The organism is Bacillus sp. 2205SS5-2 (assembly GCF_037024155.1).
In the GTDB taxonomy this organism is placed as follows: Bacteria; Bacillota; Bacilli; order Bacillales; family Bacillaceae_K; genus Bacillus_CI.
On the sequence record NZ_JAYKTS010000004.1, the window covers coordinates 144,341 to 167,580 of the forward strand.

Below are 23,240 nucleotides of genomic sequence, written 5' to 3' on the forward strand. Positions count from 1 at the left end.
GAATCTCCCTTACTTATGGCTTTAATTTCTCAAATGAGTTTGCAATTATTTCATCAGTTAACTCACCTTTAAGTATCGATTCAATATTCCCATCAGGATTGACAAGGAACGTAACCGGAAGATTGTACACACCGTAGGCATCTTGAACATCACCTTCAACGTCCGTCACCACTGGAAAACTCAAGTCATACTTTTTAGCAAATTTTTCTACAAGATATTTAGACTCTCCTACATTAACTGCTAAAATTTCTATCCCTTGATCTTGAAAAACTTGGTACTGACGATCCATTGCCGGCATTTCTTTTTCACACGGCTTACAGTAGGTACCCCAGAAATTGACCATCACACCTTGCCCTTTATAGTCTGAGAGTGTATGAGAATTCCCTTCTAAATCCGTTAACATAAAATTAGGAGCGGGCTTTCCAATTTTAATCATATCCCGACTATCTTTTGTAATAGATGCATATAAGGTATACCCAACAGCCGCTAATAAAATAGCTAATATGATTGAACGCATTAGGAGTCTCTTCTGTTTTTTTTGCATATTGATGCCTCCCTTTGTAAAATAACTTCTTTCCGACATTCCCCAATATTAGGGAACAATTCCGTGCAAGACAAAAGGGACAGTAGGATGTCCCTTTTGATTTTTTCACGTAGACAAAATTCATTATACCATCTTTCATTTTTAATAAAGAAGTATGAATTTGAATAGTCTGTGACAACTTTCATTTATTTACCGGTTTGTGCCATCGCTCGTAACTGCTTGACTTCATGTGGTGTCAACTCTCGCGCCTCTCCAGCGTTGAGACCATGAAGGGTAAGGGAAGCGAATTGCTCTCGTTTTAGTTTTTCAACAGGAAAGCCAATTGCTTCAAACATTCTTCTTACTTGACGATTTCTTCCCTCATGAATGGTAATTTGGACAATACTCTTACCTTTTTTTTGATCTCCACTAATAAATTTCACTTTTGCAGGAGCTGTTTTACCATCTTCAAGCATGATTCCTTTTTCTAGTTTTCTAAGTTGTTCTTTTACCGGGATGCCTCTTAACTTGGCAACATACGTTTTGTCTAACTCGTATTTTGGGTGAGTTAATAAATTCGAGAACTCTCCATCATTTGTTAGAAGGATAACTCCAGACGTGTCATAATCTAAACGACCCACTGGATAAATACGTTCTCTAACACCTAATATGAAATCCGTTACTACTTTTCTGCCCTTATCATCACTTACAGCAGAGATCACTCCACGTGGCTTGTACAATAAATAATACACTTTATGCTCTCTTTCTATCTTCACTTCATTAACTTCTACCATATCTGAATCTGTTACCTTTACTCCTAATTCACGAACCACCTTGCCGTTCACTTTTACTTTTCCTTCTATAATAAGCTCCTCAGCTTTACGTCTAGACGAAATTCCTGCATGCGCAATTACCTTTTGAAGTCGTTCCATAATGTCACTTCCATTTCAAAAAATCTAAGTCTGACTTGAATTATTACATAAGTACAAGAAAAAGCAAAGGAAATTAAGAATAGAATTAAAATACCAGTCTTATTCAGGCCGTTTGACATCAACTCGAATGGGTATGGTTTCAGAACTTTATGTAAGATTTTTCCCGTATACATTGTTTCTATCCCGTCTAAATTTCCATCGGAACCTTCCAATTCATTTTTGATATCGCTCAAGAATAGACAAATAATGCCTCGAAACTAATCTTGTTGCCGGTATATATAAACAACATTCTTTTGAGGACTGTCATTAGGTTCCAATAGACTTTTTTTATTGGTAATCAACAGTAACAAAGTTCTATCAAAGACCTAGAAAAAGACTCTAGTTATTTCTAGAGCCTTTTCAGGTAGGAAAGATATAATTTTATGAAAACAACAATGTCACCACGATTAAGGCCGCGATAAAACCCGCTAGATCCGCCAGAAGACCCACTTTAAGTGCATCGCCCATTTTCTTCACTCCGACCGCACCAAAATAGACAGTCAGGACATAAAAGGTCGTGTCTGTACTCCCTTGAACGGTTGAAGCTAATCTCCCTAAGAATGAATCTGGTCCATGAACAGCGATGATATCACTTGTCATTCCTAGCGCAGCGGTCCCTGATATAGGACGAATAATTGCCAGTGGTACAATATCTGGAGGAATGCCTAAACTTAAAAGAGCTGGTTTTAGCGCCTCAATGATAAATTCAAGTGCACCTGATGCCCGGAACACGGTGATTGCAACAAGCATACCTACTAGATAAGGAATAATTGAAAGAGCAATCTTAATCCCATCTTTCCCACCCTCTACAAAACTTTCGTATGTCGGCACTCTTTTCAGTGTTCCATAGAGCATAATAAACCCAATTAACATCGGGATTATCCAAATAGAAAGGAGCGTAATCCATTTCATCATGATCTACCTTTCTTTTTTCTTCTATAATAAAAATATCGATCTATCAATATAGCACTTATTGTGGAGATAGCCGTCGCAATAATGGTAGGCCCAACAATTTCGGTTGGTGATGCCGATTCATATTTCAACCTTATAGCGATTACTGTGGTTGGAATAAGCGTTAAGCTTGACGTATTAATGGCTAGAAATGTAATCATTGAACGACTCGCATAGTCTTGATCTTGATTTAATTTCTTTAATTGTTCCATCGCTTTAATACCTAACGGTGTAGCAGCATTTCCAAGCCCAAAAAGGTTAGCCATCATATTCGATAAAATATATCCCATTGCAGGGTGGTCAGCAGGAACATCTGGAAAAAGTTTTACAACAAGAGGGCGAAAAAATCTCGAAAGTACGATCAATAAACCAGCGTCCTGTGCAATCCTCATTATTCCTAACCAAAATACAAGAATACTGATTAATCCGATTGAAAGAGTGACCGCTTCGTTGGCTGATTGAAAAATAGCTTTATTAACTTCTTCTAACCGTCCATTTACAATCGCAAATACAATTCCAATAAGTGTCATTCCCACCCATATAATGTTAACCATTATTCTCTACGCCAATGCTGATGAAAAAAAGATGTTTCCATACCTTCCACCAAGGTTCTCTTGAAAGATGAGACGATTTAAAATAGATCGGCACTGAGTGAATTAACTTCTGATCGACATACACATTGGCCTTTCCAATAACTTTAGGCGCATTTTCTGAATCCCATTCGTCCTTTGGTTGGATTATTTTATAATCAACCTGAACGTTCTCTTCTTCTTCTTTCGTTAAGGAGAGGGAAAGGCTCTCTTTCAGGTAAACATTCCCTTTATACATTTTGTCCTTAATTGCGGCAACCTTTCCCTCTTTTAAAACCTGCATATAATCAAAGTTTTTAAAACCAAACTCATACATTCCGATATGATCATTCCAATCATCCGGTCCATCCAATGTAACAGCAATTAAGTGCTCTCCTTCTTTGGAAGCAGTTGTCACAAGAGTTCGCTTTGCTCGTTTTGTGTATCCCGTTTTCCCCCCCGTACAATATTCATAAAGCTGTGTAAGTAAGCGATTTTTATTATGCCAAGAGCGGTTCCACTGACTATCAGGTTTCGGCGCCTTGTGCACCTCGGTTCCTGATATCTTTTGAAAAGTTTCATTGTTCATCGCGTATTTCATCAATACCGCCATATCATACGCTGATGAAAGATGGTTTTCATGATCATCGAGACCATGAGGATTGGCAAAATGTGTATTAATCATACCAATTTCTACTGCTTTTTCATTCATTAAATATACGAAGCCATCTAAACTTCCCCCCACATGCTCGGCAATTGCCACGGCTGCATCATTGCCCGATCGAAGCATTAACCCATAAACAAGATGTTCAAGACTGATTTCTTCTCCAAGTTGTAAATAAACCGAGGATCCTTCCGTACGAACTGCATTGTTACTGACCTTAACCGTTTCCTGTAGTTTATCGGATTCTATCGCTAGGATTGCAGTCATGATTTTTGTAATGCTCGCAATTCTCATTTGGGTATGAGCGTTTTTCTCGAACAGCACTCGTCCACTTTCTTGGTCCATTAACACTGCCCCTTGAGCTGAAACCCCTGGTTGTGCACTCACTGGCGAAGTAACCATAGCTAGCAGGAAGATGGAAATAAGAATCGACCAAAATATCCGTTTCATTCTCGCCCTCGTCTCCTTTGCACCTTTTACATCTGGCTTTGTACAAGTGTATGCAGGACAAGTGTAGTTATGAATATTAAAGTAATCAGTCTTGTTTACTTCAATGATCACAATATTGTCCTTCGACCAGTTAACATCAAAAAAGAAGCTGTCTACTTTCCCTCAGCTTCTTTTAGTAAGACTGCCATGTTAAGTTTTTTGCTTTCTCATATCGGTGCTCTACTTCATCCCAATTCACAACATTCCACCAGTTACGAATATAGTCTTTTCTCATGTTTTTATATTGTAAATAATAAGCATGTTCCCATACATCAAGAACAAGAAGAGGGATGGTATCCCATTGAGTAAGGAGCATATGACGTTCAGATTGCAATATCTCTAGTCTCCTCGTTCTTGGAGACCATACTAAAATCGCCCAGCCAACTCCTTCAACAGCATCAGCTGCTTCCGAAAATTGTTTGTAAAAAGAATTGTAACTGCCAAAAGATTTCTCAATCGCTTTTAAAAGAGGGCCACTAGGTTTCCCACTACCTTTTGGACTCATTACTTCCCAAAAGATCGTGTGCAAGTAATGACCCGAACCGTGGAATGCTAATTCTCGCTCCCAGTGTTTAACTAACTGAAAATCCTTATCTTTTCTTGCTTGTTGCAATTGTATTTCAGCTTTGTTCAATCCCTGTACGTAAGAAAGATGGTGTTTATCATGGTGAAGTCGCATGATCTCTTTAGCGATATAAGGTTCTAGCGCATCATAGGCATATGGAAGGGGAGGAAGCTGATGTTTGCCAATAGGGATGTATGTGTTGTCCATCAGGTAGACAGAACCGGTGTGATTCCGCTTCTTGGACCATGTTTCTATAGTGAAATTTATTTTCCTCATTATACTCTGTAGTTCTGCGAATGAACGAGAACTGATATGCTGAGACTCACATTTTTGTATTTCGGATTCCAAGCTTCGTAAATCTTCTTCTAACCTTGATGAATGAAATGATTCTGTTGATGTCCATCTTTTTACATCATCACGCCATTTTTTCACATCATTTAAATAATCTTTAGCCATTTGTATCCTCCCATGAATGTATTTCATGTTAGCATATGGATGGCAGTTTAAAATGGTGAGAATCAGGATTTAGATTGAGTCATTTTCGTTCGATAATCCGTTTCATAGTATTCTAATTCTTCTCGGATATGTTGAAATTCTTCTTCGAGCTGAGCCATTAATTTTTGAATGCTTACTGGAATATCTTGTCGAAATGCAATCGCATTTTTCCCTGTATAGGCAGCACGACTATCTTCAAACCATAAATCAAATTTAGGCGCGAAAAATTCATCAATGCATTGGTGATAGATTTTATAGAGTGTTTTTTCAGCAGCAGGCTTAATAAACGGATCATTATACATTACGATGGAGCATGCGTCTAGACCCTCTTCACAGTAAACAAGTAAGCGACGAAGATTGGATAGTACACCTTCATAGTACGACTGTTCGCCTGATTTTTCGATTAACATAGAAGAAATGGTTACTTCATTCAAATGATTTTCTAATGTGAATACACTGTTTTCTAGAAATTTTTTTACTTCCTCTACTTGTGTTTTAATAATTAAATTCCCCACAATAGATCCCTCCATAGTTTAGGTTTACCACTTATATTCCATTAACGAAAAATTCTGAATAACAATTCCAAAAGAAAAAGCTTCTATTGAAGCTTCTTTTTCATCTTAGCACATCTTTACGCTTCAGTATCCAAAGTTTCTTGAAATTTTTCAAAGAATAGATCGACATCTTCTCCTGAATCCTCTTTGTTTGAGTCTGGCAGAGGAGGTAATTCTTCTAAATCCTTTAATCCAAAGTAGTCTAAGAACTCTTTGGTTGTCCCATAAAGAATAGCTCGACCTGTTCCTTCTGCCCGACCAACTTCTTTCACCAGTCCTTTTGATGAAAGGGTTGCGATTGGTCTTTCTGTTTTCACTCCACGTATTTCCTCTACCTCGACTCGTGTTATCGGCTGTTTGTAGGCGATTATGGCAAGTGTTTCAAGACCTGCCTGTGAAAGTGAGGTCATACTTGGAGATTCGACTAATTTTTTGATATATGTGGCATGGTCCTTTTTCGTCGCCAATTGATACGTTTTGGCAATTTCAACAATTGCAATACCACGACTTTCATTTCCTTCGTATTCTTGTTGCAAGGCGGAAATTATCTCTTGTCCATGAACCTCATCTACTTCTAAAACCGAGCATATTTGCTTCAATGACAGCCCTTCATCACCTGCTGCAAAAAGGAGACTCTCTAGGATACCTGTCCAATTAATGAGATTCATTCAGATTTCCTCCTTTACTAGCTTGTACGTATATTTCGTCAAAATTATCTAATTGCTCAACCAAAATTTCATTTCGCTTCATCAACTCTAAAATTGCTAAAAAAGTAACAACAATATACTCTTTCGATTCATACTCAAATAAATCGAAAAAACGTGTCCTTTGTTGATTGTTCCTTATTTTCTCAAGAACTTCATCCATTCTTTTTTCAATCGGAATTTCCTGTCTTGTGATTCGGCTTGTGATTGGTTTTTGCAGTTTTTTCCTGCGCAACAATTTATTAAACGCGCCAAGCATATCATAAATGGATACGTTTTGTTCTAATACTTCTTGCACAGGATCATCGGCATATAAAGAAAGATCAATCGGGGGCTTCGTATACATTTTCCCACGTTCTTCTTCTTTTTGTTTAAGGTCTCGTGCAGCATCCTTGTATTTTCGGTACTCTATTAATCGTTCTACTAGCTCGTCTCGCGGATCTTCTCCAAAAAAATCAACATCTTCATCAAAAATTTCTTCCTCATGTTTCGGAAGAAGCATTTTACTTTTGATCGCCAATAACGTAGCCGCCATGACTAAATATTCACTTACAATATCGAGTTGCAGATCTTGCATTGTATGAACATATTGTAAATATTGTTCTGTCATTTCTGACATTGGAATATCATATATATCGATTTCTAATGTATTAATTAAATGGAGGAGAAGATCAAGAGGTCCTTCAAAGGCTTCTATCTTCACATTGTATTCCATACTATCACCATTCTAAGCTTTGTCTCATTAAGATTAACTACTAGTATAGTAGATTCAACGAAATTCTCCAATATAAATTTTGAAAAATGAGGTCTTTTTCAAAATTATTGTTATTTCAGAAAAATAACATTTGAGATATTCTAATTAAATATGGAGGTTATCTTTACAAATAATTCGTAAACCAATCCAATCTATTATACACTATAAAAAATAACTAGAGGGGGGAGTTCCATTGATCTATCCTGAAGAATACATACAATATCTAGTTTATTTTCATGGAAATCGGGATTATTTTGAGTGTCATGAAGTTCTTGAAGAGTATTGGAAGCAGGTGGATTCAGGAAATCGATCATCCATTTGGGTAGGATTGATTCAAGTTGCAGTGTCAATGTATCATTTCCGAAGAGAAAATGACATAGGTGCTATCAGGACGCTAAGAAAAGCGATAGAAATTTTCCAACACAAGAGAGATGAATTAACAACACTCGGAATTCATTCGGAGTTATTCCTAGAACAATTAAATGAACAGCTTGAGACCTTGTATACACCGACCAAATATCAAAGCATGAGCTTTCCCATTCAGGATCCCGTCCTTTTGAAAGAATGCATTAAACGATGTAAAGATAATGGATATAATTGGGGGAATAAAAGTGATTTGACTCAAAATGCACTTATTCATCGTCATCAATTACGTGACCGCTCGGACGTCATTCAAGCTCGGCAAAAAGCACTTCAACAAAAAAAAAGAAGTTTAGAGTAATCTCTAAGCTTCTTCAACATTTCGATTATCAACAAAACTAGCGGTCTCTTCAGTCGGTTGAATTGTATAGTCAGTATATAAATCATGTAAAGCCTTAAGCATTCTGGTCCCGATTCCTTCGTGTCGATGGGAAGGATTGACAGAAATATGCTGAACTACAATCAAATCACTAATAATTTGCACTCCGACGAGCCCTATCACATCTTCATCTTTCCAAAGGTACAATCTCCACGATTTTTCATTTTCGTAAAATTTCATGGTCTCTTGAAGTTTTTTCAAATCTTTTTCGTTTGGCATAAAAGAAAGCAATCCCATTGCAATCTTTTCAAATGCTTTTTTATAACGTATAAGCATAATGACTCCTTTGCGATTTTCAACTTCTATCTACATTTCTTGTAGCCTGTTCTACTTTGCTACTATTAAGCCATCAGTCGAATACAATCTTACTAAAAAAGATTGAATTATTCAACCTACCTTCATTTAATTGACAAAAAACATCCAATAAACCGTGCCCCACCCTGCAGCTAAAACGAGCAATACGAGAAAAACAAGTCTGTTTTGATTTTTCATTTCATGCACCTCTGATTACTTAGATACTAGCTATTATTAATTCGCCACTGTGGCAAGTTTTCCTTTATTGTAGAATATTTTCTTTCTTAAGGCAAACAGGAAAAAGCTGTTGCGACCGCAACAGCTTTTTCTGATCGAGAAAAAATTAATATTTTGCAATCGTTTTGGTGATTTGCATCATGCGCCATCGGCTCGAGGTCATAAGCCAATCCCTGCCTTGAGGCAAAGTGCGCCTCAGGTCAAGGCTTGGCTTATGCTTGTCGCCGATTTGCGGGCGCCTTTCGCTTTTCTTATTGTCTAGCTACTGGCGCCATCGGCTCGAGGTCATAAGCCAATCCCTGCCTTGAGGCAAAGTGCGCCTCAGGTCAAGGTTTGGCTTATGCTTGTCGCCGATTTGCGGGCGCCTTCGCTTTTCTTATTGTCTAGCTACTGGCGCCATCGGCTCGAGGTCATAAGCCAATCCCTGCCTTGAGGCAAAGTGCGCCTCAGGTCAAGGTTTGGCTTATGCTTGTCGCCGATTTGCGGGCGCCTTTCGCTTTTCTTAAAGCACATCAAGGGTTAGTAGATCTTCATATGTCTCTCTTCTTACAACCAATTTGGCCTCGCCATTCTCAACAAATACGACTGGTGGTCTTGGAATTCGGTTATAATTATTGGCCATTGAATACCCGTATGCACCGGTACAAAATACTGCTAGGATATCTCCGGCTACAGCCTCTGCTATTTCCAAATCCCAAATCAACATATCTCCTGACTCACAGCATTTTCCAGCTATAGATACGGTATCTTGAAGCGGCTCATTCATCAAATTGGCAATGACCGCTTCATATTTTGCATCATATAAAGCAGGACGTAAATTGTCACTCATTCCACCATCCACGCTCAAATATTTCCGGACGTTAGGAACTTCTTTAGATGAGCCAACTGAATAAAGAGTTGTCCCTGCATCTCCAACTAGGGAACGACCGGGTTCAATCCAAATTTCAGGCATTTCTAACCCCAAGGTGACTGCTTGTCTTTTTACTTCACTAACGATTTCATGAACATATTTCTCTGGAGTGATAGGGTCATCTTCCTCTGTATAACGAATCCCAAACCCGCCCCCCAGATTGAGAACAGTTGGTTCGTACTCAAATTCTTCTTTCCAATGTGCTAGCTTCTCCATTATTTTCTGAGCAGCTAAAATAAAGCCCGTTGTTTCAAAGATTTGCGAGCCAATATGACAGTGCAGACCGATTGGCTGGAGATACGTCGAGCGAATAGCACGATTCATAGCAGATTCAGCTTGTCCATTTTGAAGATCGAATCCAAATTTAGAATCTTCTTGACCTGTCAATATATAGTCATGCGTATGTGCTTCAATTCCAGGGGTAACACGGATTAACACTTCAATGTTAGTGTTTGTTTCTTTACAAATCCGCTCGAGCAAATCGAGTTCATGAAAATTATCGACCACAATACACCCAATCTTATGATGAATCGCCATTCTCAATTCTTGTTCACTCTTATTGTTTCCATGAAAATGAATTTTATCGACGGGAAAATCAACAGCTAATGCTGTATGCAGTTCACCACCTGACACAACATCAAGTGACAGTCCCTCTTCCTTTATCAACTTAAACATTCCCACACTTGAAAATGCTTTACTGGCATAGGCCACTTGGGATTTTACTTGTAGTGCTTCAAAAGTCGCTCTAAATCCTCTTGCCCGTTCTCGAATAAGAGCCACATCATATACAAATAATGGGGTCCCATAGTTCTTCACAAGGTCTATGGAATCTACCCCACCAATCTCAAGATTTCCTTTTTTATTCACCGTCATTGTTCCATGCAGTTCTTTTCTCCTTTGCCCCATTCTCTCTCCTCCAACACCTGTAATCCTTTAGTAATTAGAAGTAATGTATCATAAGAGTGAGGGAAGCGCAACCAAACATTAAGTACTACGGTTGCTTATAACGATTACGTGGTTGAACAATACTTGGACGGATTTTTGATCCTGGAACAGACTGACGAATTATTATTTGCATAAATGCTTTTGGACTGAATGGAATAAATGGCCATAAATATGGGGTATCCAGTGATCGGATACTCACTAAAAACAGGATAAATACGGTAGATCCTATCACGAGTCCAGGCACTCCAAATAAAGCCACAATTCCTAGTAAACATAATCGAGCCATTTTATTGGCAACACTCAATTCATAACTTGGTGTCGAGAATGTTCCAATAGCAGCTACTGCAACGTATAAAATGACCTCCGGGACAAACAAGCCCACATCAATAGCAATTTGTCCAATTAAAACGGCAGCAATTAACCCCATCGCAGTAGATAATGGTGTCGGGGTATGTATCGCGGCAATTCTTAAAAACTCTATCCCAATATCCGCCAAAAAGATCTGGAGGATGACTGGAATATTCGATTTCTCATTTGGACCTACAAAGGAAATAGCGTCTGGTAATAAAGATGGATCAAGTACCATCATGAACCATAGCGGTAATACAAACAGCGAAGCCAAGATACCAACAAATCGTACCCACCTTACAAAAGTACCAACTGCAGGTGATTGACGATATTCCTCTGCATGTTGAACATGATGAAAGAACGTCGTTGGCGTTATAATTACACTAGGTGATGTATCCACAAATATAAGTACATGACCTTCGAGCAGATGCGTTGCCCCTACGTCGGCTCTCTCTGTGTATCTTACGAGTGGATAAGGATTATATCCTTGCTTTACAATAAACTCTTCCACTGTCTTATCCGCCATCGTTAATCCATCAATCTTAATCGCTTGAACCTCTTTCTTGATGACTTCGACAAGATCTGGATTGGCCACATCTTCAATATAGGCAATCGATATATCCGTTTTCGACCTTTCCCCCACTTTAATAATTTCAAAGCGAAGTCGTTCGTCGCGAATTCTTCTGCGAGTTAAAGCGGTGTTGACGATAATATTTTCTACATACCCATCCCTAGATCCGCGGACCACTTTCTCCGTATCCGGCTCTTCCGGTGATCGACCCGGGTAGCTACGCACATCGACGATTAACGCTTTCTCTTCTCCTTCAACAAGTACACCAATTAATCCTGATAGTACCTGATCAACCACTTCATCCACAGTTTCGACAGGTGTGACTGACTGGTGAACCAATCGATTTTCGACTATTTCAAATAGTTTACTTGAAAGAACCTCATTATCGTTAATTTCGACTAATTCTTCTACTATTTGAATGATGAAACTAGTGTCACATAAACCATTTACAAAATAAAAATGCACATTTTTTTTAAAAATTTTAAGTTTTCGGACACCTAAGTCAAAGCTCTTACCTAATCCAATTCTCTCTTTCATCAAATCTTCAAATTCATTTAAGCTACTAGGAATTTTCATTTTTTCTGAAAGATTATTTTTTTGCATGAAACCCACTCCTTTCTAAGATGATTTGTACAGCTTTTTTGGTGATAGGAGCCCCTATTTCAAAATGATCTTTTCTTGCCATTTTTCCGATGTCTCCTATTCCAACAACAATCGGAATGTTTAACTCATCTATACAATAAACTGTATCACCATTAATCCTTCTGATATCCCACTCTGGGACGCCAAATTTATCAATTCCATAATGAGTTAAATTCCCATCGCGGTCGATACAGACAGACACTTTGGTCCATTCCGCTTGCTTTGTCTTCGCAGCAACGGCGATTACTCCTAGAACACGAATATCTTGATGTTGAGCTACATACTTTAATGCTCTTTCACCGCTTCCTTCTCCAAGAAACCCACTATCATCAAACATAACAAAAACAGGGTCGTTTCGGGCTTCTTTGATGAATGAAACGAGTTGTTCCCCGGTAAACACAGACGGGTTGCCTTGAGATTTTGAAATACAACGGCCGCCGAATTCCTTCGCCACCAACTCGACAGCTTTACAAGCATATTCATCTCCATCGGTAATTAATATGACACTCCGTTTCTCTTTCATCAAGGTCCCTTCTTTTCATTTTATAGGTCAACAAAGTATATCCAGTGAAAAAGTGAACCAACGATTTTTCCAAACACAATCGCCATGAGTAGCAATACAATTCGATCATCGATACCAATTCGTTTCGCTAAAATGGGAAGTACATTTAACACCTCTGTTAGAGCTGATGCTAACAAGCCAATAAACGTACCAGAAAATAAGCCAATAAAAATTAAAATGTAAGGTGAAAGGGATAATATAGGCGGCCTTAAACTAAACCACCCTCCAACAATTGCACCTAAAATAACCGCTAATTCATAGAAATGAATCATTTTCATGGTTTTCGTGAGCTGGGTTAATCTTGGGATAATTCCTAATACCGTTAAAAATGCTACAAATCCGGAACCAACAGCCAAACCACCTGCAAAACCTACCAATATTACTATCAAAACACTAATGGTCATCGATATGCTTCATACATTCTTTATTTTCATGCATAATGACATATTGATCTAAGTCTTGCTGATAATTAAACATTTCTACTTCTAGTGGACTAGGCTCCTCGTTAATTCTTTTACGAAATACATGATTAAAAAATAAAATCATCCCTAACCCTAAACCAATGGAGTATGGAATTTGAAATAATAGCGGCTTTTCTTCTTCAATTCCGGTCAGCGTTTTATACAAACTTTTATGAACCGATCTCATGCTGACATCTTCATGAAAGTTCATGATAGCTAAAGCCGCTCCAATGAACAACAAAAGCCATACAAGAACAAAAAATGGTTTAGACATTTTTTTCTTTTCATACACTACCTCTACAATCACTTGGGATGGGCCTATCGTCTGAATATCAACATCAGAAATGGACTGAGTGACCGCTGAAAGGACTTTCATAATGTCAAGAATGATAATGTTTTTGTCCTCCATCGTTACCTCATGAATTTGTAATTGTTGTATCTTTTTTCTTAATGGTTCCGGAGCGACAACTTGAGAGATTTGCCCGATTGTCACTTTACTGTGTGCTCGGACTTGAATTTTGTGACGCAAACGGATGTAGATTACTTCTTCCATCTGTTTCACTTCCTGTACATGATTTACCTTTCGTTCTTTTAGTATGGAACAGAGGCAATATTTTCATAAAGCCAATTAATGTTAATTCAAAATTCTACTTTTTTCCGCATAAAAAAGCATAAACCTATGTTAGGTCCATGCTCTCTTTCATTGTTTGCAATATTTTTTTTTCTAGTCTAGAGACCTGAACTTGCGATATTCCTAAACGATCAGCTACTTCTGATTGCGTTTGATCTTTATAATATCTTAAAAACACAATGAGTCTCTCTCGTTCGTCAAGCTCTCTAATAGCCTCTTTCAATGCGATCTTATCAAACCATTTGGTTTCATTTTGGTCGGCAATTTGATCAAGCAGGGTAATTGGATCACCATCATTTTCATATACCGTCTCATGAATCGAAGAAGGAGCCCGACTCGCTTCTTGGGCCATTACAACTTCTTCCGGTGAAAGATCTAAATGTTGAGCTATTTCATTAATCGTTGGAACACGATTAAAAGTTTTGGACAGCTCTTCTTTCGCACGGCGAATTTTATTACCAGTCTCTTTTAATGATCGACTAACCTTGACTGTTCCATCATCTCGGATAAATCTTTGAATTTCTCCGATGATCATTGGTACTGCATAGGTAGAAAATTTCACGTCATAGGTTAAATCAAATTTATCCACGGATTTTAATAAACCTATGGACCCAATTTGAAACAAATCATCCGGTTCATATCCACGATTTAAGAAGCGCTGAACGACGGACCAGACTAGACGCATATTCTTTTGGACAATCAAATCACGTGCATCTTGATCACCATCTTGGCTCTGCTTAATCAATTTCTTTACTTCCTCGTCCTTTAAGTACGGCTGCTTAGTAGATTTAACCTCCACATCCATAGGCACGACTCCTTAATTGCATATCGCTTTACTTTTCGCAAGTAGCTTCTTCAGACGGACTACGGTACCTTTTCCGGGGTGTGACTCGATTTCCACTTCGTCCATAAAGTTCTCCATAATCGTAAAGCCCATCCCTGAACGCTCTAAATCAGGTTTTGTAGTAAAGAGTGGCTGACGAGCTTCTTCTACATCTTGAATGCCCATTCCTTCATCACGAATGATGACATCCACCATAGACTCCTCCAAAACTACAGAAATAAAAACCGTACCACTAGGGTTATTTTCATACCCGTGAATGATGGAATTAGTCACGGCTTCCGAAATTACGGTCTTTATTTCTGTTAATTCATCCATAGTCGGATCAAGTTGAGCAATAAATGCTGCGACGGTGACACGAGCAAAAGATTCATTTTGACTAAGTGCACTAAATTGTAAACTCATTGCATTCTTCATTCACGCTACCCCCAATCTTTGTAGAGCATTTTCTTCTGAAGGCTCCATTCGAATAATTTTGAATAAGCCGGACAGATCAAATAATCTCTTGACTGAAGGTGAGATGGCACAAACAACCATTTCTCCATTTTTTTGTTTAATTTGTTTATATCTCCCTAAAATCACACCAAGACCAGAACTGTCCATAAATGACAGTTTTTCAAGATTAAGAATAATGTGATGAATATCATACTTTTCGATAATATCAGTCGCTTGTTCTCTTAATGTATCGGCCGTGTGGTGATCAAGTTCACCTCGTAACCGCACTAATAAGACACTCTCCATTTTGCCCTTTATTTCAAAATCAATTGTCAGACTCACTACGCGATAGCCTCCTTCTTTGTCGTATAGTGAGTGAATTCTATCTTTCAATAACGAAATCCTTCCTTAAGACAAAACTAGAAGAATTTCGTCAAAATTAGTAAAATTTCTACTATTTACTTGATTTCGAAAACATACCGAAAGATCGTTTATATAGTTGCCACCATTTTGCTTCCGCTACATTCTCTTTTGCGACCAACGAACTTTCGCTTAATACTTTCCCATCCTTTTTTATCGTTAACTTTCCTACTACTTCTCCCTTTACAATTGGAGCTTTTAGTTGCGATAGCGATATTTTTTCTTCAATTTCCTCTAGCTTTTCTCCCTTTTTCGTTAGAAGAGAGATGGATTCACTAGTGATTACTGATACCTTCTTTTTGGCCCCCTTGGAGATAGTTAGGTGGGCTAATTCTTTGTCTTTTTCATAGAGGGGATGAGTTGTATATTGATTAAATGCATAATCTAACATTTTTGTCACTTCCGCATTTCTATCCTTTGGGGTTGGTGCTCCGAATACCACTGCAATTACGCGCATATCGCCTTTTTTAGCTGTGGCTGTCAAACAGTACTTCGCTTCATTTGTAAACCCTGTTTTCAACCCATCTACTCCTGGATAAAACCTCACAAGTTTATTCGTATTCACGAGCCAAAACTTTTTATCTGTATTTTCACGTAAATAGGCTTCATACGTTCCTGTAAAGGTGGTGATGTCAGGGTATTTCAATAATTCCTTCGCCATCATAGCCATATCATGCGAGGAACTATAATGTTCCTTAGCAGGTAAACCCGTTGGATTTTGAAATTGAGTATCCTTTAACCCAAGCTCTGCTACTTTTTCATTCATCTTTTGAACAAAATTTTCCTCACTACCAGCGATAAACTCTGCCATAGCGACTGAGGCATCATTTGCCGATCCAATGGCTATCCCTTCTAGCATCTTCTTCACCGTCATCTCTTCTCCTGGTTCCAAAAAGATTTGCGATCCTCCCATACTAGCTGCATACTCACTTGTTCTAACTGTATCTTCCCATTTGATTTGCTCTCGATCCAGTGCATCCATTATGAGAATCATGGTCATAATTTTCGTCATGGAAGCGGGGGCAAGTTGCTCATGACTATTTTTTTCATATAACACCGCTCCTGTGTCTCGCTCAATTAAAACAGCGGACTTCGCAACATTTGCAATTTCTGCATTATTTTCTTGGGCTTCGGTTAGAGGAACCACAACACCCAAACTAAATAATGCAACCATAAACATTATAAATAAACGCTTCATACTAATGCCTCCATTCACTTCTTTACACGTACTAGCCCCATTCTTTCCAAATAGCACTTTTTTATACAGAAAAGTGCATGATAATATAGAGTTTTAGGAACCAATTTCACTACAATTGAGTTTATTTTTTTGAATTATTGAGGATTGTACAAAAGCGAATAAGGGGTTTGCAGATTGAAATAAAAAAACCTGAGACGAAAAGTTCGTCTCAGGTTTTTTTAGAGTTCAGTAAGAATGCATTTTCTTGAATTTTTGTTTTATAGCTATTGGCGCCACCGACTCGAGGTCGTAAGGCAATCCCTGACTTGAGGCAAAGTGCGCCTCAAGCCAGTGCTTGCCTTATGCTTGTCGCCGGTAGAACGGCGCCTTTCGCTTTTCATTGTCCAGCTTCAGGCGCCACCGACTCGAGGTCATAAGGCAATCCCTGACTTGAGGCAAAGTGCGCCTCAAGCCAGTGCTTGCCTTATGCTTGTCGCCGGTAGAACGGCGCCTTTCGCTTTTCATTTCTATAGTGTGATTTCTTCATGAACAAGTGTTGGAGCTGGGACTTGATCTTTTGAAATGGTAATACTTTCATACAATTTTGTTTTCACTTCTTCTAGGTCTTCTTGGTTACTGTAAATCGTCACCAGAGCGTCACCTTCGTTTACTTTATCCCCAATTTTCTTCTTCAATTCTAGGCCTACTGCTAAATCAATGATTGAATCCTTGGTTGCACGTCCTGCACCTAGTAGCATTGCAGCTGTTCCCACTTCATCTGCGACAATTTCGGAAACATAGCCTGTTTCTTTCGCAGGAAGATCAACTTTGTACTTTGCTTGTGGAAGATTTTCAGGGTGGTCTATTAGAGACCCATCTCCACCTTGTGATTCTAAGAACACTTTAAAGGCTTGAAGAGCTGTGCCATCCTTCATTGCGGTTTCTAGTTTTTCCCTTGCTTCTTCCAAAGTTGAAGCTTTTTCTGCTAAGAATACCATGTGACTACCAAGTGTCAAACATAATTCAGTTAAGTCTTCTGGTCCTTCTCCTTTAAGCGTATCAATCGCTTCTTTGACCTCAAGGGCATTCCCAATCATAAACCCAAGTGGTTGGCTCATATCAGAAATAACAGCCATGGTTTTACGACCAACATTATTCCCAATATTCACCATTGCGGTTGCTAGATCACGGGAATCATCTAAGCTTTTCATAAACGCACCTGCGCCTGTTTTCACATCCAACACAATTGCATCTGCTCCCGCCGCAATTTTCTTACTCATAATGGAGGAAGCGATTAACGGAATGCTATTAACTGTGGCAGTGACATCACGCAACGAATATAACTTTTTATCAGCTGGCGTTAAATTTCCACTTTGCCCGATGACCGCAATTTTATTTTCATTCACAAGTCGAATAAATTCATCATTTTCAATTTCCACATGAAATCCTTTGACTGCTTCTAACTTATCAATAGTCCCACCAGTATGGCCTAATCCACGTCCGCTCATTTTAGCAACGGGTACTCCCACGGCAGCTACAAGTGGCCCAAGAACAAGAGTTGTTGTATCGCCAACCCCACCTGTTGAGTGTTTGTCGACTTTAATTCCTTCAATTGCAGCTAGATCTATTTGATCGCCTGATTCAACCATGGCCATGGTTAAATCTGCTCGCTCTCTTTCACTCATCCCTTTAAAGAAAATAGCCATGGTTAGGGCGCTTACCTGGTAATCCGGGATCGACCCATCTGTATAACCAGTAATAATTTGCTGTATTTCTTCCGTAGAAAGTTCTCCACCATCACGTTTTTTTTCAATTAAGTCTACCATTCTCATTTGAAATCACCTGTCTTATATAGATTTTACAATTTCTTTCACATAGGATAGAAAATTGCTTCTTACCTTTTCGGTTGTTTCAATTACTTCATCATGTGTTAAGGGCTGATCTAATATCCCTGCCGCCATATTCGATATACAAGAAATACCCAAGACATTCATTCCACCGTGACGCGCCACAATGACTTCGGGAACAGTCGACATTCCTACTGCATCTCCCCCTAGCACGCGAGCGAGTCGAACTTCAGCAGGTGTTTCGTAAATTGGACCTGTATTACCTAGATAGATTCCTTCTCTCACTTTGATAGACAGTTTTTCAGCAACTTCTCTCGCTAATTTTTGAAGCGATTTCGTATAAGCTTCGGACATATCTGGGAAGCGCACTCCAAGTCTCGAGTCATTTCGTCCAATCAATGGATTTCCGCCCATATTGTTAATATGGTCGGTAATAATCATTAGATCTCCTGGTTCAAAGCTTTCATTCACACCACCAGCGGCATTGGTCACTATTAATGAATTTACTCCTAATTGTTTCATCACTCGCACAGGAAAAGTTACTTGATCAAAGGAATATCCTTCATAAAAATGAAAACGTCCTTGCATCGCCACAACAGGTTGACCCGATAATTCTCCGAATACTAATTGACCTGCATGACCTTCAACCGTTGAGACAGGAAAGTCTGGAATCTCATCATAGGGAATTTTAACTGGATTTTCAATCTCTTCTGCCAATACTCCAAGTCCTGATCCAAGTATTAAACCGATTTTGGGTGCTACCGTTGTTTTTTCATTTAGGTAATTTGCTGCACTTTCAATTTTTTCAAAATTCATCATTTATCCCCTCACTTTATATCCTTTAAAAAGCTTGTACCAAATTCAGGCATTTTCACATTAAAGTTTTCCGCAACTGTTGCTCCAATATCCGCAAAGGTTTTTCTTACAGGAAGTTCTTTCCCTGCATTCATTCGTGGTGAGTAGACCAGTAATGGAACGTATTCACGTGTGTGATCCGTTCCAGGCGCGGTTGGGTCATTTCCGTGATCGGCTGTAATAATGAGAAGATCGTCTTCGGTCATTTTTTCGAACACTTCAGGAAGTCTGGCATCAAATTCTTCTAGCGCCTCTCCGTATCCTTGCGGATTGCGACGATGACCAAACAAAGCATCAAAATCAACTAGATTGACAAAACTTAAGCCCATAAAATCCTTATCAAAGACGGATATTGTTTTGTCCATTCCATCCATGTTTGACTTCGTGCGAATGGACTCTGTCACTCCTTCATCATTATATATATCTGATATTTTTCCGATTGCTATTACATCTAAACCTTTATCCTTTAATTCATTCATGACCGTACGTTCGAAAGGTTTTAAGGCATAATCATGTCGATTCGTAGTTCGTTGGAAATTTCCTGGTTCACCAATAAATGGACGAGCGATAATTCGACCAACTAGGAATTCTTCGCGATTCGTAATTTCGCGTGCAATTTTACAAATATCGTATAGTTCTTCTAGAGGAACAATTTCTTCGTGTGCAGCAATTTGTAAAACAGGATCTGCCGATGTGTACACGATAATTGCGCCTGTTTTCATATGCTCTTCCCCAAGCTCGTCTAAAATTTCGGTCCCACTTGCCGGTTTATTACCGATAATCTTTCGACCCGTTCTCTCTTCTAGCTCATCAAGCAACTCTTTTGGAAATCCTTCTGGGTACACTTTAAATGGCTTTTGAATATTGAGGCCCATGATTTCCCAGTGTCCAGTCATCGTGTCTTTTCCAACTGAAGCTTCTTCCATTTTCGTAAAATATGCTAGTGGTGATTCTGCTTTTTGAATTCCGGCAATTTCACGGATATTAGAAAGACCTAGCTTTTCCATATTAGGCATCGTAAGCCCTTTCATATGATCAGCAATATGACCTAATGTATCTGAGCCCACATCATTAAATGCGGCAGCGTCTGGCGCTTCTCCAATACCAACCGAATCCATCACAATTAAATGAACTCGTTTATATGTAGATTCACTCATTTTTGTTCCTCCTTTAATTTAAAAAGCTTTTCTATTGATTAATTTACCCTGAAATAAAACAGTTAATCGACATGTTAATTTGTCAGAAGTCTGACCTCCTCTTTATTTTAAATCTTCTTTAGTCATTACACAAGAAAAAAACCGTTTACAATTATGTGAACGATTTCTTTTAATCTATTAATTTCACGCTCTTGGATGAAATTTAGAATAAACTTCTTTTAATCTGGTTTTCGTTACATGAGTATAGATTTGCGTCGTTGATATATCTGCGTGCCCTAACATTTCTTGTACCGCTCTTAAATCAGCACCGTTCTCGAGCAAATGTGTTGCAAAGGAATGACGTAATGTATGAGGAGTTAGTTCTTTCTCGATTCTTGCTTTTTTGGCTAAACCCTTCAGTATTTTCCAAAAACCCTGTCGAGTCAATTTATTTCCATGATGATTTAAAAATAATGCATCCGTTTTATACTTTAGTCTCCTTAATTTAGGGCGCCCCTCTTCCAAATAGGTCGTCACTACTTCAATTGCTTTGCTTCCAAGGGGAATGATTCTTTCTTTATTTCCTTTTCCAAAACAACGAACAAACCCCATCGTTAAATGAACGTCTTCCATATTAAGTGAGATTAACTCACTTACCCTCATACCCGTTGCATACAAAATCTCCAACATGGCTTGATCACGTAAACCGATCGGAGTCCCGATGTCTGGCGCGTCTAATAATGTTTCCACTTCTTCAAGATTCAATATTTTAGGTAATTTTCGTTCTAAATGCGGACTGTCGATATGTACAGAAGGATCTTGTTCTGTTACCTTTTCTCTTAATAAAAATTGATGAAAAGACCGAATCGAAGCGATGTGACGCGCAGCTGTCTTCGCTGATTTACCTTGATCGTTTAAAAAACTTAAGAATTGGACAATATTCATTCTCGAGATATCATTTAACGATGTAATTTTCTCCACATTTTGGATAAAGATTAGATAGTTATTTAAATCACGCTCATAGGAAATCACGGTATTATGCGATAATCCTCTTTCCACAATTAAAAAATGCATAAAATCCTTCAATCTATTTTCCACGTTTTTTTACTCCCCATCTCTATAAAAAAGGATCAGTCGATCAAGAAACGACAATTCCTTTTGACCGACCGGCTGAAACACCTTTACAGCTGCACCTTCTGGTTGATCGTATCGATGATAATTTTCATATTCTTCATTTATCCACATCATACCATAGTAAAACAGGACCGTGGACCCTGTGAACAGAATAAACACCTTCGCCATTTGCCAGACGATACTCGTTAATGATTTCATTTTGCCCCTCCCCTTCTACTTCCTATTAATACAAGCTATGACGATTCCAAAGGATTTTATACCTAGAATGCTGAAAAAGAGGGAAGCTCCGGAAGAAGGACAAAATCTGAAGTTAAATAATGGACAAATGAAAAAGGCAAGAGAGTAACCCTCTAGCCTTAAAGGTAAATTTATTCCAAATGAAGGAATTCTAATACCATCTCGATTTTGGAATATCCACTTAATTCATTTTACTCATTTTCTTCTTCGTCTCGTTTATGACATCGATGGCAAATGCCATGGAAGGTTAAACGATGATCTTTAATTTTAAAGTTCCAATCTCTTTCCACGATTGTTTCGACATCTTCTAACAGGTCCTCTTGAATTTCATCTACAGAACCACATTCGATACAAACTAAATGATGATGAAAATGAGCGGCACCTTCTTGTCTTAAATCATATCGAGATACGCCGTCTCCAAAGTTAATCTTATCTACAACTTTCAATTCGGTTAATAATTCCAGGGTGCGATACACCGTTGCTAATCCGATTTCAGGAGATTTCTCTTTAACGAGGAGGTATACATCTTCTGCACTTAGATGATCTTCTTCATTTTCAAGAAGGACTCTCACCGTTGCTTCTCGCTGTGGAGTAAGCTTATAGCTGGCAGAATGTAGCTGTTTTTTGATTCGATCTATGCGGCTTTCCATATACTTCTCCTCCCTCGTCACTGTCTTCATTATTATATCAAAAAGGGAGAAAGAAGCAAAATAAAATAATTATAATTAATATTTTATCTTCAATATCTTTTAATAATAATTATAATTTGATAGATGATATTACACTCTTCATTAAGGATGGTGATAAATATGCTTCGATACTAGCAGCGACAGAAATAACCGCGATGGCAAGGACAAATGCGACTATATACTTTGAAAACATTGGAATGATATGGATATTTGCAGCCTGACGCGTAAATAATTTCCGAATGAGCTGGAGAGATACCCCAACAGACATAGCCGCGATAAAGATGAACACAGGGATGATGAGTAAGTTTTGAGGAAAGACCGATACGAATGAGAGCATAAATCCTTGCCATTCCATTTGATTTACTAGAAATCCAATTGAGAAGCCAATCACCATCCCTTTCATGAATAAGAATACAAAGATGAGGGGAAGACCAATGATAGAAATACCCAACACCCACAATAACCCGATATATTTAAAGTTATGGAAAAAACTTTGTCGAAATAAATCTTCTGACGCAGCTACTTTTCCATCTTCAACTTGTCCGAAAAATTGGGTAAGGTAAAAATAGAGCTCTTCTTTTTGTGTAAATGAAAGAGAATTGACAACGATTGCACCAAAAATCACACCCATCATAAAAAGAGTGATGATAAAAAAATAGATTGAGGAGTAAGCTTGGAAATGAATCATTATTGGATTGTTGGCTGAGATTCGCTTGTACATAAGAGTTCCTCCTTTTGATCAATTACTAGATTATATGAAAAAGAAGACATATTATCACACTCGAACAAAATTTAGCATAGAAAATGGTTGATATTTCCTACCAATACTC

General features: G+C 38.4%; 27 protein-coding genes. 1 reads left to right on the forward strand and 26 read right to left on the reverse strand.

Annotated features, from left to right (window positions below; genetic code table 11):
- Window positions 1-13: 13 nt before the first annotated feature.
- The 9 genes from resA to U8D43_RS04405 form a co-directional block, all read right to left on the reverse strand.
- Window positions 14-544: a thiol-disulfide oxidoreductase ResA gene (resA, locus tag U8D43_RS04365; protein WP_335869770.1), complete on the reverse strand. Its 531-nt coding sequence runs from the start codon at window positions 542-544 to the stop codon at window positions 14-16.
- A 185-nt stretch (window positions 545-729) separates the two neighbouring features.
- Entirely contained in the window at window positions 730-1,455 is a 726-nt protein-coding gene (rluB, locus tag U8D43_RS04370) for a 23S rRNA pseudouridine(2605) synthase RluB (protein WP_335869771.1), read from the reverse strand.
- 420 nt (window positions 1,456-1,875) lie between these two features.
- Window positions 1,876-2,406, reverse strand: coding sequence for a spore maturation protein (locus tag U8D43_RS04375; protein ID WP_335869772.1), 531 nt, complete (start codon window positions 2,404-2,406; stop codon window positions 1,876-1,878).
- Entirely contained in the window at window positions 2,406-2,999 is a 594-nt protein-coding gene (locus tag U8D43_RS04380) for a nucleoside recognition domain-containing protein (RefSeq protein ID WP_335869773.1), read from the reverse strand. Before U8D43_RS04380 ends, U8D43_RS04375 begins: the two co-directional genes overlap by 1 nt.
- Window positions 2,992-4,128 carry a D-alanyl-D-alanine carboxypeptidase family protein gene (locus tag U8D43_RS04385; RefSeq protein WP_442893550.1) on the reverse strand — a complete coding sequence of 379 codons (1,137 nt, stop codon included), beginning with the start codon at window positions 4,126-4,128 and terminating at the stop codon, window positions 2,992-2,994. Before U8D43_RS04385 ends, U8D43_RS04380 begins: the two co-directional genes overlap by 8 nt.
- A gap of 172 nt (window positions 4,129-4,300) precedes the next feature.
- The gene (locus U8D43_RS04390) at window positions 4,301-5,188 is read right to left on the reverse strand and encodes a superoxide dismutase (protein ID WP_335869774.1); all 888 of its coding nucleotides are present in this window, start codon (window positions 5,186-5,188) and stop codon (window positions 4,301-4,303) included.
- Window positions 5,189-5,250: 62 nt separating this feature from the next.
- Window positions 5,251-5,742 carry a DUF3907 family protein gene (locus tag U8D43_RS04395; protein WP_335869775.1) on the reverse strand — a complete coding sequence of 164 codons (492 nt, stop codon included), beginning with the start codon at window positions 5,740-5,742 and terminating at the stop codon, window positions 5,251-5,253.
- A 116-nt stretch (window positions 5,743-5,858) separates the two neighbouring features.
- A complete protein-coding gene (gene scpB / locus U8D43_RS04400) occupies window positions 5,859-6,449 on the reverse strand; it encodes an SMC-Scp complex subunit ScpB (protein ID WP_335869776.1) in 591 nt (196 codons plus the stop codon).
- Window positions 6,436-7,200, reverse strand: coding sequence for a segregation/condensation protein A (locus U8D43_RS04405; RefSeq protein WP_335869777.1), 765 nt, complete (start codon window positions 7,198-7,200; stop codon window positions 6,436-6,438). Before U8D43_RS04405 ends, scpB begins: the two co-directional genes overlap by 14 nt.
- Window positions 7,201-7,432: 232 nt before the next feature.
- Between U8D43_RS04405 and U8D43_RS04410 the strand changes: the two genes are divergently transcribed.
- Window positions 7,433-7,960, forward strand: a complete 528-nt coding sequence (locus U8D43_RS04410) for a DUF309 domain-containing protein (RefSeq protein ID WP_335869778.1) — start codon at window positions 7,433-7,435, stop codon at window positions 7,958-7,960.
- 3 nt (window positions 7,961-7,963) lie between these two features.
- Here U8D43_RS04410 and U8D43_RS04415 read toward each other — a convergent pair whose 3' ends face one another.
- From U8D43_RS04415 to spoIIM, 17 genes are all read right to left on the reverse strand, one after another.
- Complete coding sequence (locus U8D43_RS04415; protein WP_335869779.1) at window positions 7,964-8,314, reverse strand: GNAT family N-acetyltransferase; 351 nt, start codon at window positions 8,312-8,314, stop codon at window positions 7,964-7,966.
- Window positions 8,315-9,071: 757 nt separating this feature from the next.
- Complete coding sequence (gene lysA / locus U8D43_RS04420) at window positions 9,072-10,385, reverse strand: diaminopimelate decarboxylase (RefSeq protein WP_335869780.1); 1,314 nt, start codon at window positions 10,383-10,385, stop codon at window positions 9,072-9,074.
- Window positions 10,386-10,470: 85 nt separating this feature from the next.
- Entirely contained in the window at window positions 10,471-11,946 is a 1,476-nt protein-coding gene (locus tag U8D43_RS04425) for a spore germination protein (RefSeq protein WP_335869781.1), read from the reverse strand.
- Window positions 11,933-12,508 (reverse strand): stage V sporulation protein SpoVABEA, encoded by a 576-nt coding sequence (spoVAEA, locus tag U8D43_RS04430; protein WP_335869783.1) that lies wholly within the window; start codon window positions 12,506-12,508, stop codon window positions 11,933-11,935. The genes U8D43_RS04425 and spoVAEA overlap by 14 nt, the downstream gene beginning before the upstream one ends.
- Before the next feature lie 20 nt (window positions 12,509-12,528).
- Window positions 12,529-12,951, reverse strand: a complete 423-nt coding sequence (locus tag U8D43_RS04435; protein ID WP_335869784.1) for a stage V sporulation protein AB — start codon at window positions 12,949-12,951, stop codon at window positions 12,529-12,531.
- Complete coding sequence (locus U8D43_RS04440) at window positions 12,941-13,561, reverse strand: stage V sporulation protein AA (RefSeq protein WP_335869785.1); 621 nt, start codon at window positions 13,559-13,561, stop codon at window positions 12,941-12,943. The genes U8D43_RS04435 and U8D43_RS04440 overlap by 11 nt, the downstream gene beginning before the upstream one ends.
- A 124-nt stretch (window positions 13,562-13,685) precedes the next feature.
- Window positions 13,686-14,444: an RNA polymerase sporulation sigma factor SigF gene (gene sigF / locus U8D43_RS04445; RefSeq protein ID WP_335869786.1), complete on the reverse strand. Its 759-nt coding sequence runs from the start codon at window positions 14,442-14,444 to the stop codon at window positions 13,686-13,688.
- Between the two features lie 12 nt (window positions 14,445-14,456).
- On the reverse strand, window positions 14,457-14,897 hold the full coding sequence (gene spoIIAB / locus U8D43_RS04450) for an anti-sigma F factor (protein WP_335869787.1): 441 nt from the start codon (window positions 14,895-14,897) through the stop codon (window positions 14,457-14,459).
- A complete protein-coding gene (gene spoIIAA / locus U8D43_RS04455; protein WP_335869788.1) occupies window positions 14,898-15,257 on the reverse strand; it encodes an anti-sigma F factor antagonist in 360 nt (119 codons plus the stop codon).
- 112 nt (window positions 15,258-15,369) lie between these two features.
- Window positions 15,370-16,533 (reverse strand): D-alanyl-D-alanine carboxypeptidase family protein, encoded by a 1,164-nt coding sequence (locus U8D43_RS04460; protein WP_335869789.1) that lies wholly within the window; start codon window positions 16,531-16,533, stop codon window positions 15,370-15,372.
- A 506-nt stretch (window positions 16,534-17,039) separates the two neighbouring features.
- Window positions 17,040-18,344, reverse strand: a complete 1,305-nt coding sequence (locus tag U8D43_RS04465) for a pyrimidine-nucleoside phosphorylase (RefSeq protein WP_335869790.1) — start codon at window positions 18,342-18,344, stop codon at window positions 17,040-17,042.
- Window positions 18,345-18,359: 15 nt separating this feature from the next.
- Complete coding sequence (locus U8D43_RS04470) at window positions 18,360-19,175, reverse strand: purine-nucleoside phosphorylase (RefSeq protein WP_335869791.1); 816 nt, start codon at window positions 19,173-19,175, stop codon at window positions 18,360-18,362.
- An 11-nt stretch (window positions 19,176-19,186) separates the two neighbouring features.
- Entirely contained in the window at window positions 19,187-20,371 is a 1,185-nt protein-coding gene (gene deoB / locus U8D43_RS04475; protein ID WP_335869792.1) for a phosphopentomutase, read from the reverse strand.
- A gap of 183 nt (window positions 20,372-20,554) precedes the next feature.
- Window positions 20,555-21,448: a site-specific tyrosine recombinase XerD gene (gene xerD / locus U8D43_RS04480; RefSeq protein WP_335869793.1), complete on the reverse strand. Its 894-nt coding sequence runs from the start codon at window positions 21,446-21,448 to the stop codon at window positions 20,555-20,557.
- Between the two features lie 6 nt (window positions 21,449-21,454).
- On the reverse strand, window positions 21,455-21,682 hold the full coding sequence (locus tag U8D43_RS04485; protein ID WP_335869794.1) for a YqzK family protein: 228 nt from the start codon (window positions 21,680-21,682) through the stop codon (window positions 21,455-21,457).
- Window positions 21,683-21,912: 230 nt separating this feature from the next.
- On the reverse strand, window positions 21,913-22,371 hold the full coding sequence (fur, locus tag U8D43_RS04490; RefSeq protein WP_335869795.1) for a ferric iron uptake transcriptional regulator: 459 nt from the start codon (window positions 22,369-22,371) through the stop codon (window positions 21,913-21,915).
- A 109-nt stretch (window positions 22,372-22,480) separates the two neighbouring features.
- Window positions 22,481-23,131, reverse strand: a complete 651-nt coding sequence (gene spoIIM, locus U8D43_RS04495) for a stage II sporulation protein M (RefSeq protein ID WP_335869796.1) — start codon at window positions 23,129-23,131, stop codon at window positions 22,481-22,483.
- Window positions 23,132-23,240 lie beyond the last annotated feature (109 nt).

Bases quoted from the DNA above. Each gene is read 5' to 3' on its own strand.
- fur (WP_335869795.1), bottom strand. From the start codon at position 22,371: ATGGAAAGCCGCATAGATCGAATCAAAAAACAGCTACATTCTGCCAGC.
- U8D43_RS04465 (WP_335869790.1), bottom strand. From the start codon at position 18,344: ATGAGAATGGTAGACTTAATTGAAAAAAAACGTGATGGTGGAGAACTT.
- U8D43_RS04425 (WP_335869781.1), bottom strand. From the start codon at position 11,946: ATGCAAAAAAATAATCTTTCAGAAAAAATGAAAATTCCTAGTAGCTTA.
- U8D43_RS04385 (WP_442893550.1), bottom strand. From the start codon at position 4,128: ATGAAACGGATATTTTGGTCGATTCTTATTTCCATCTTCCTGCTAGCT.
- U8D43_RS04485 (WP_335869794.1), bottom strand. From the start codon at position 21,682: ATGAAATCATTAACGAGTATCGTCTGGCAAATGGCGAAGGTGTTTATT.
- spoVAEA (WP_335869783.1), bottom strand. From the start codon at position 12,508: ATGAAAGAGAAACGGAGTGTCATATTAATTACCGATGGAGATGAATAT.
- rluB (WP_335869771.1), bottom strand. From the start codon at position 1,455: ATGGAACGACTTCAAAAGGTAATTGCGCATGCAGGAATTTCGTCTAGA.
- spoIIAB (WP_335869787.1), bottom strand. From the start codon at position 14,897: ATGAAGAATGCAATGAGTTTACAATTTAGTGCACTTAGTCAAAATGAA.
- U8D43_RS04390 (WP_335869774.1), bottom strand. From the start codon at position 5,188: ATGGCTAAAGATTATTTAAATGATGTGAAAAAATGGCGTGATGATGTA.
- U8D43_RS04440 (WP_335869785.1), bottom strand. From the start codon at position 13,561: ATGGAAGAAGTAATCTACATCCGTTTGCGTCACAAAATTCAAGTCCGA.
- U8D43_RS04380 (WP_335869773.1), bottom strand. From the start codon at position 2,999: ATGGTTAACATTATATGGGTGGGAATGACACTTATTGGAATTGTATTT.
- U8D43_RS04405 (WP_335869777.1), bottom strand. From the start codon at position 7,200: ATGGAATACAATGTGAAGATAGAAGCCTTTGAAGGACCTCTTGATCTT.
- U8D43_RS04415 (WP_335869779.1), bottom strand. From the start codon at position 8,314: ATGCTTATACGTTATAAAAAAGCATTTGAAAAGATTGCAATGGGATTG.
- sigF (WP_335869786.1), bottom strand. From the start codon at position 14,444: ATGGATGTGGAGGTTAAATCTACTAAGCAGCCGTACTTAAAGGACGAG.
- lysA (WP_335869780.1), bottom strand. From the start codon at position 10,385: ATGGGGCAAAGGAGAAAAGAACTGCATGGAACAATGACGGTGAATAAA.
- U8D43_RS04460 (WP_335869789.1), bottom strand. From the start codon at position 16,533: ATGAAGCGTTTATTTATAATGTTTATGGTTGCATTATTTAGTTTGGGT.
- U8D43_RS04435 (WP_335869784.1), bottom strand. From the start codon at position 12,951: ATGACCATTAGTGTTTTGATAGTAATATTGGTAGGTTTTGCAGGTGGT.
- scpB (WP_335869776.1), bottom strand. From the start codon at position 6,449: ATGAATCTCATTAATTGGACAGGTATCCTAGAGAGTCTCCTTTTTGCA.
- resA (WP_335869770.1), bottom strand. From the start codon at position 544: ATGCAAAAAAAACAGAAGAGACTCCTAATGCGTTCAATCATATTAGCT.
- deoB (WP_335869792.1), bottom strand. From the start codon at position 20,371: ATGAGTGAATCTACATATAAACGAGTTCATTTAATTGTGATGGATTCG.
- spoIIM (WP_335869796.1), bottom strand. From the start codon at position 23,131: ATGTACAAGCGAATCTCAGCCAACAATCCAATAATGATTCATTTCCAA.
- U8D43_RS04470 (WP_335869791.1), bottom strand. From the start codon at position 19,175: ATGAATTTTGAAAAAATTGAAAGTGCAGCAAATTACCTAAATGAAAAA.
- U8D43_RS04375 (WP_335869772.1), bottom strand. From the start codon at position 2,406: ATGAAATGGATTACGCTCCTTTCTATTTGGATAATCCCGATGTTAATT.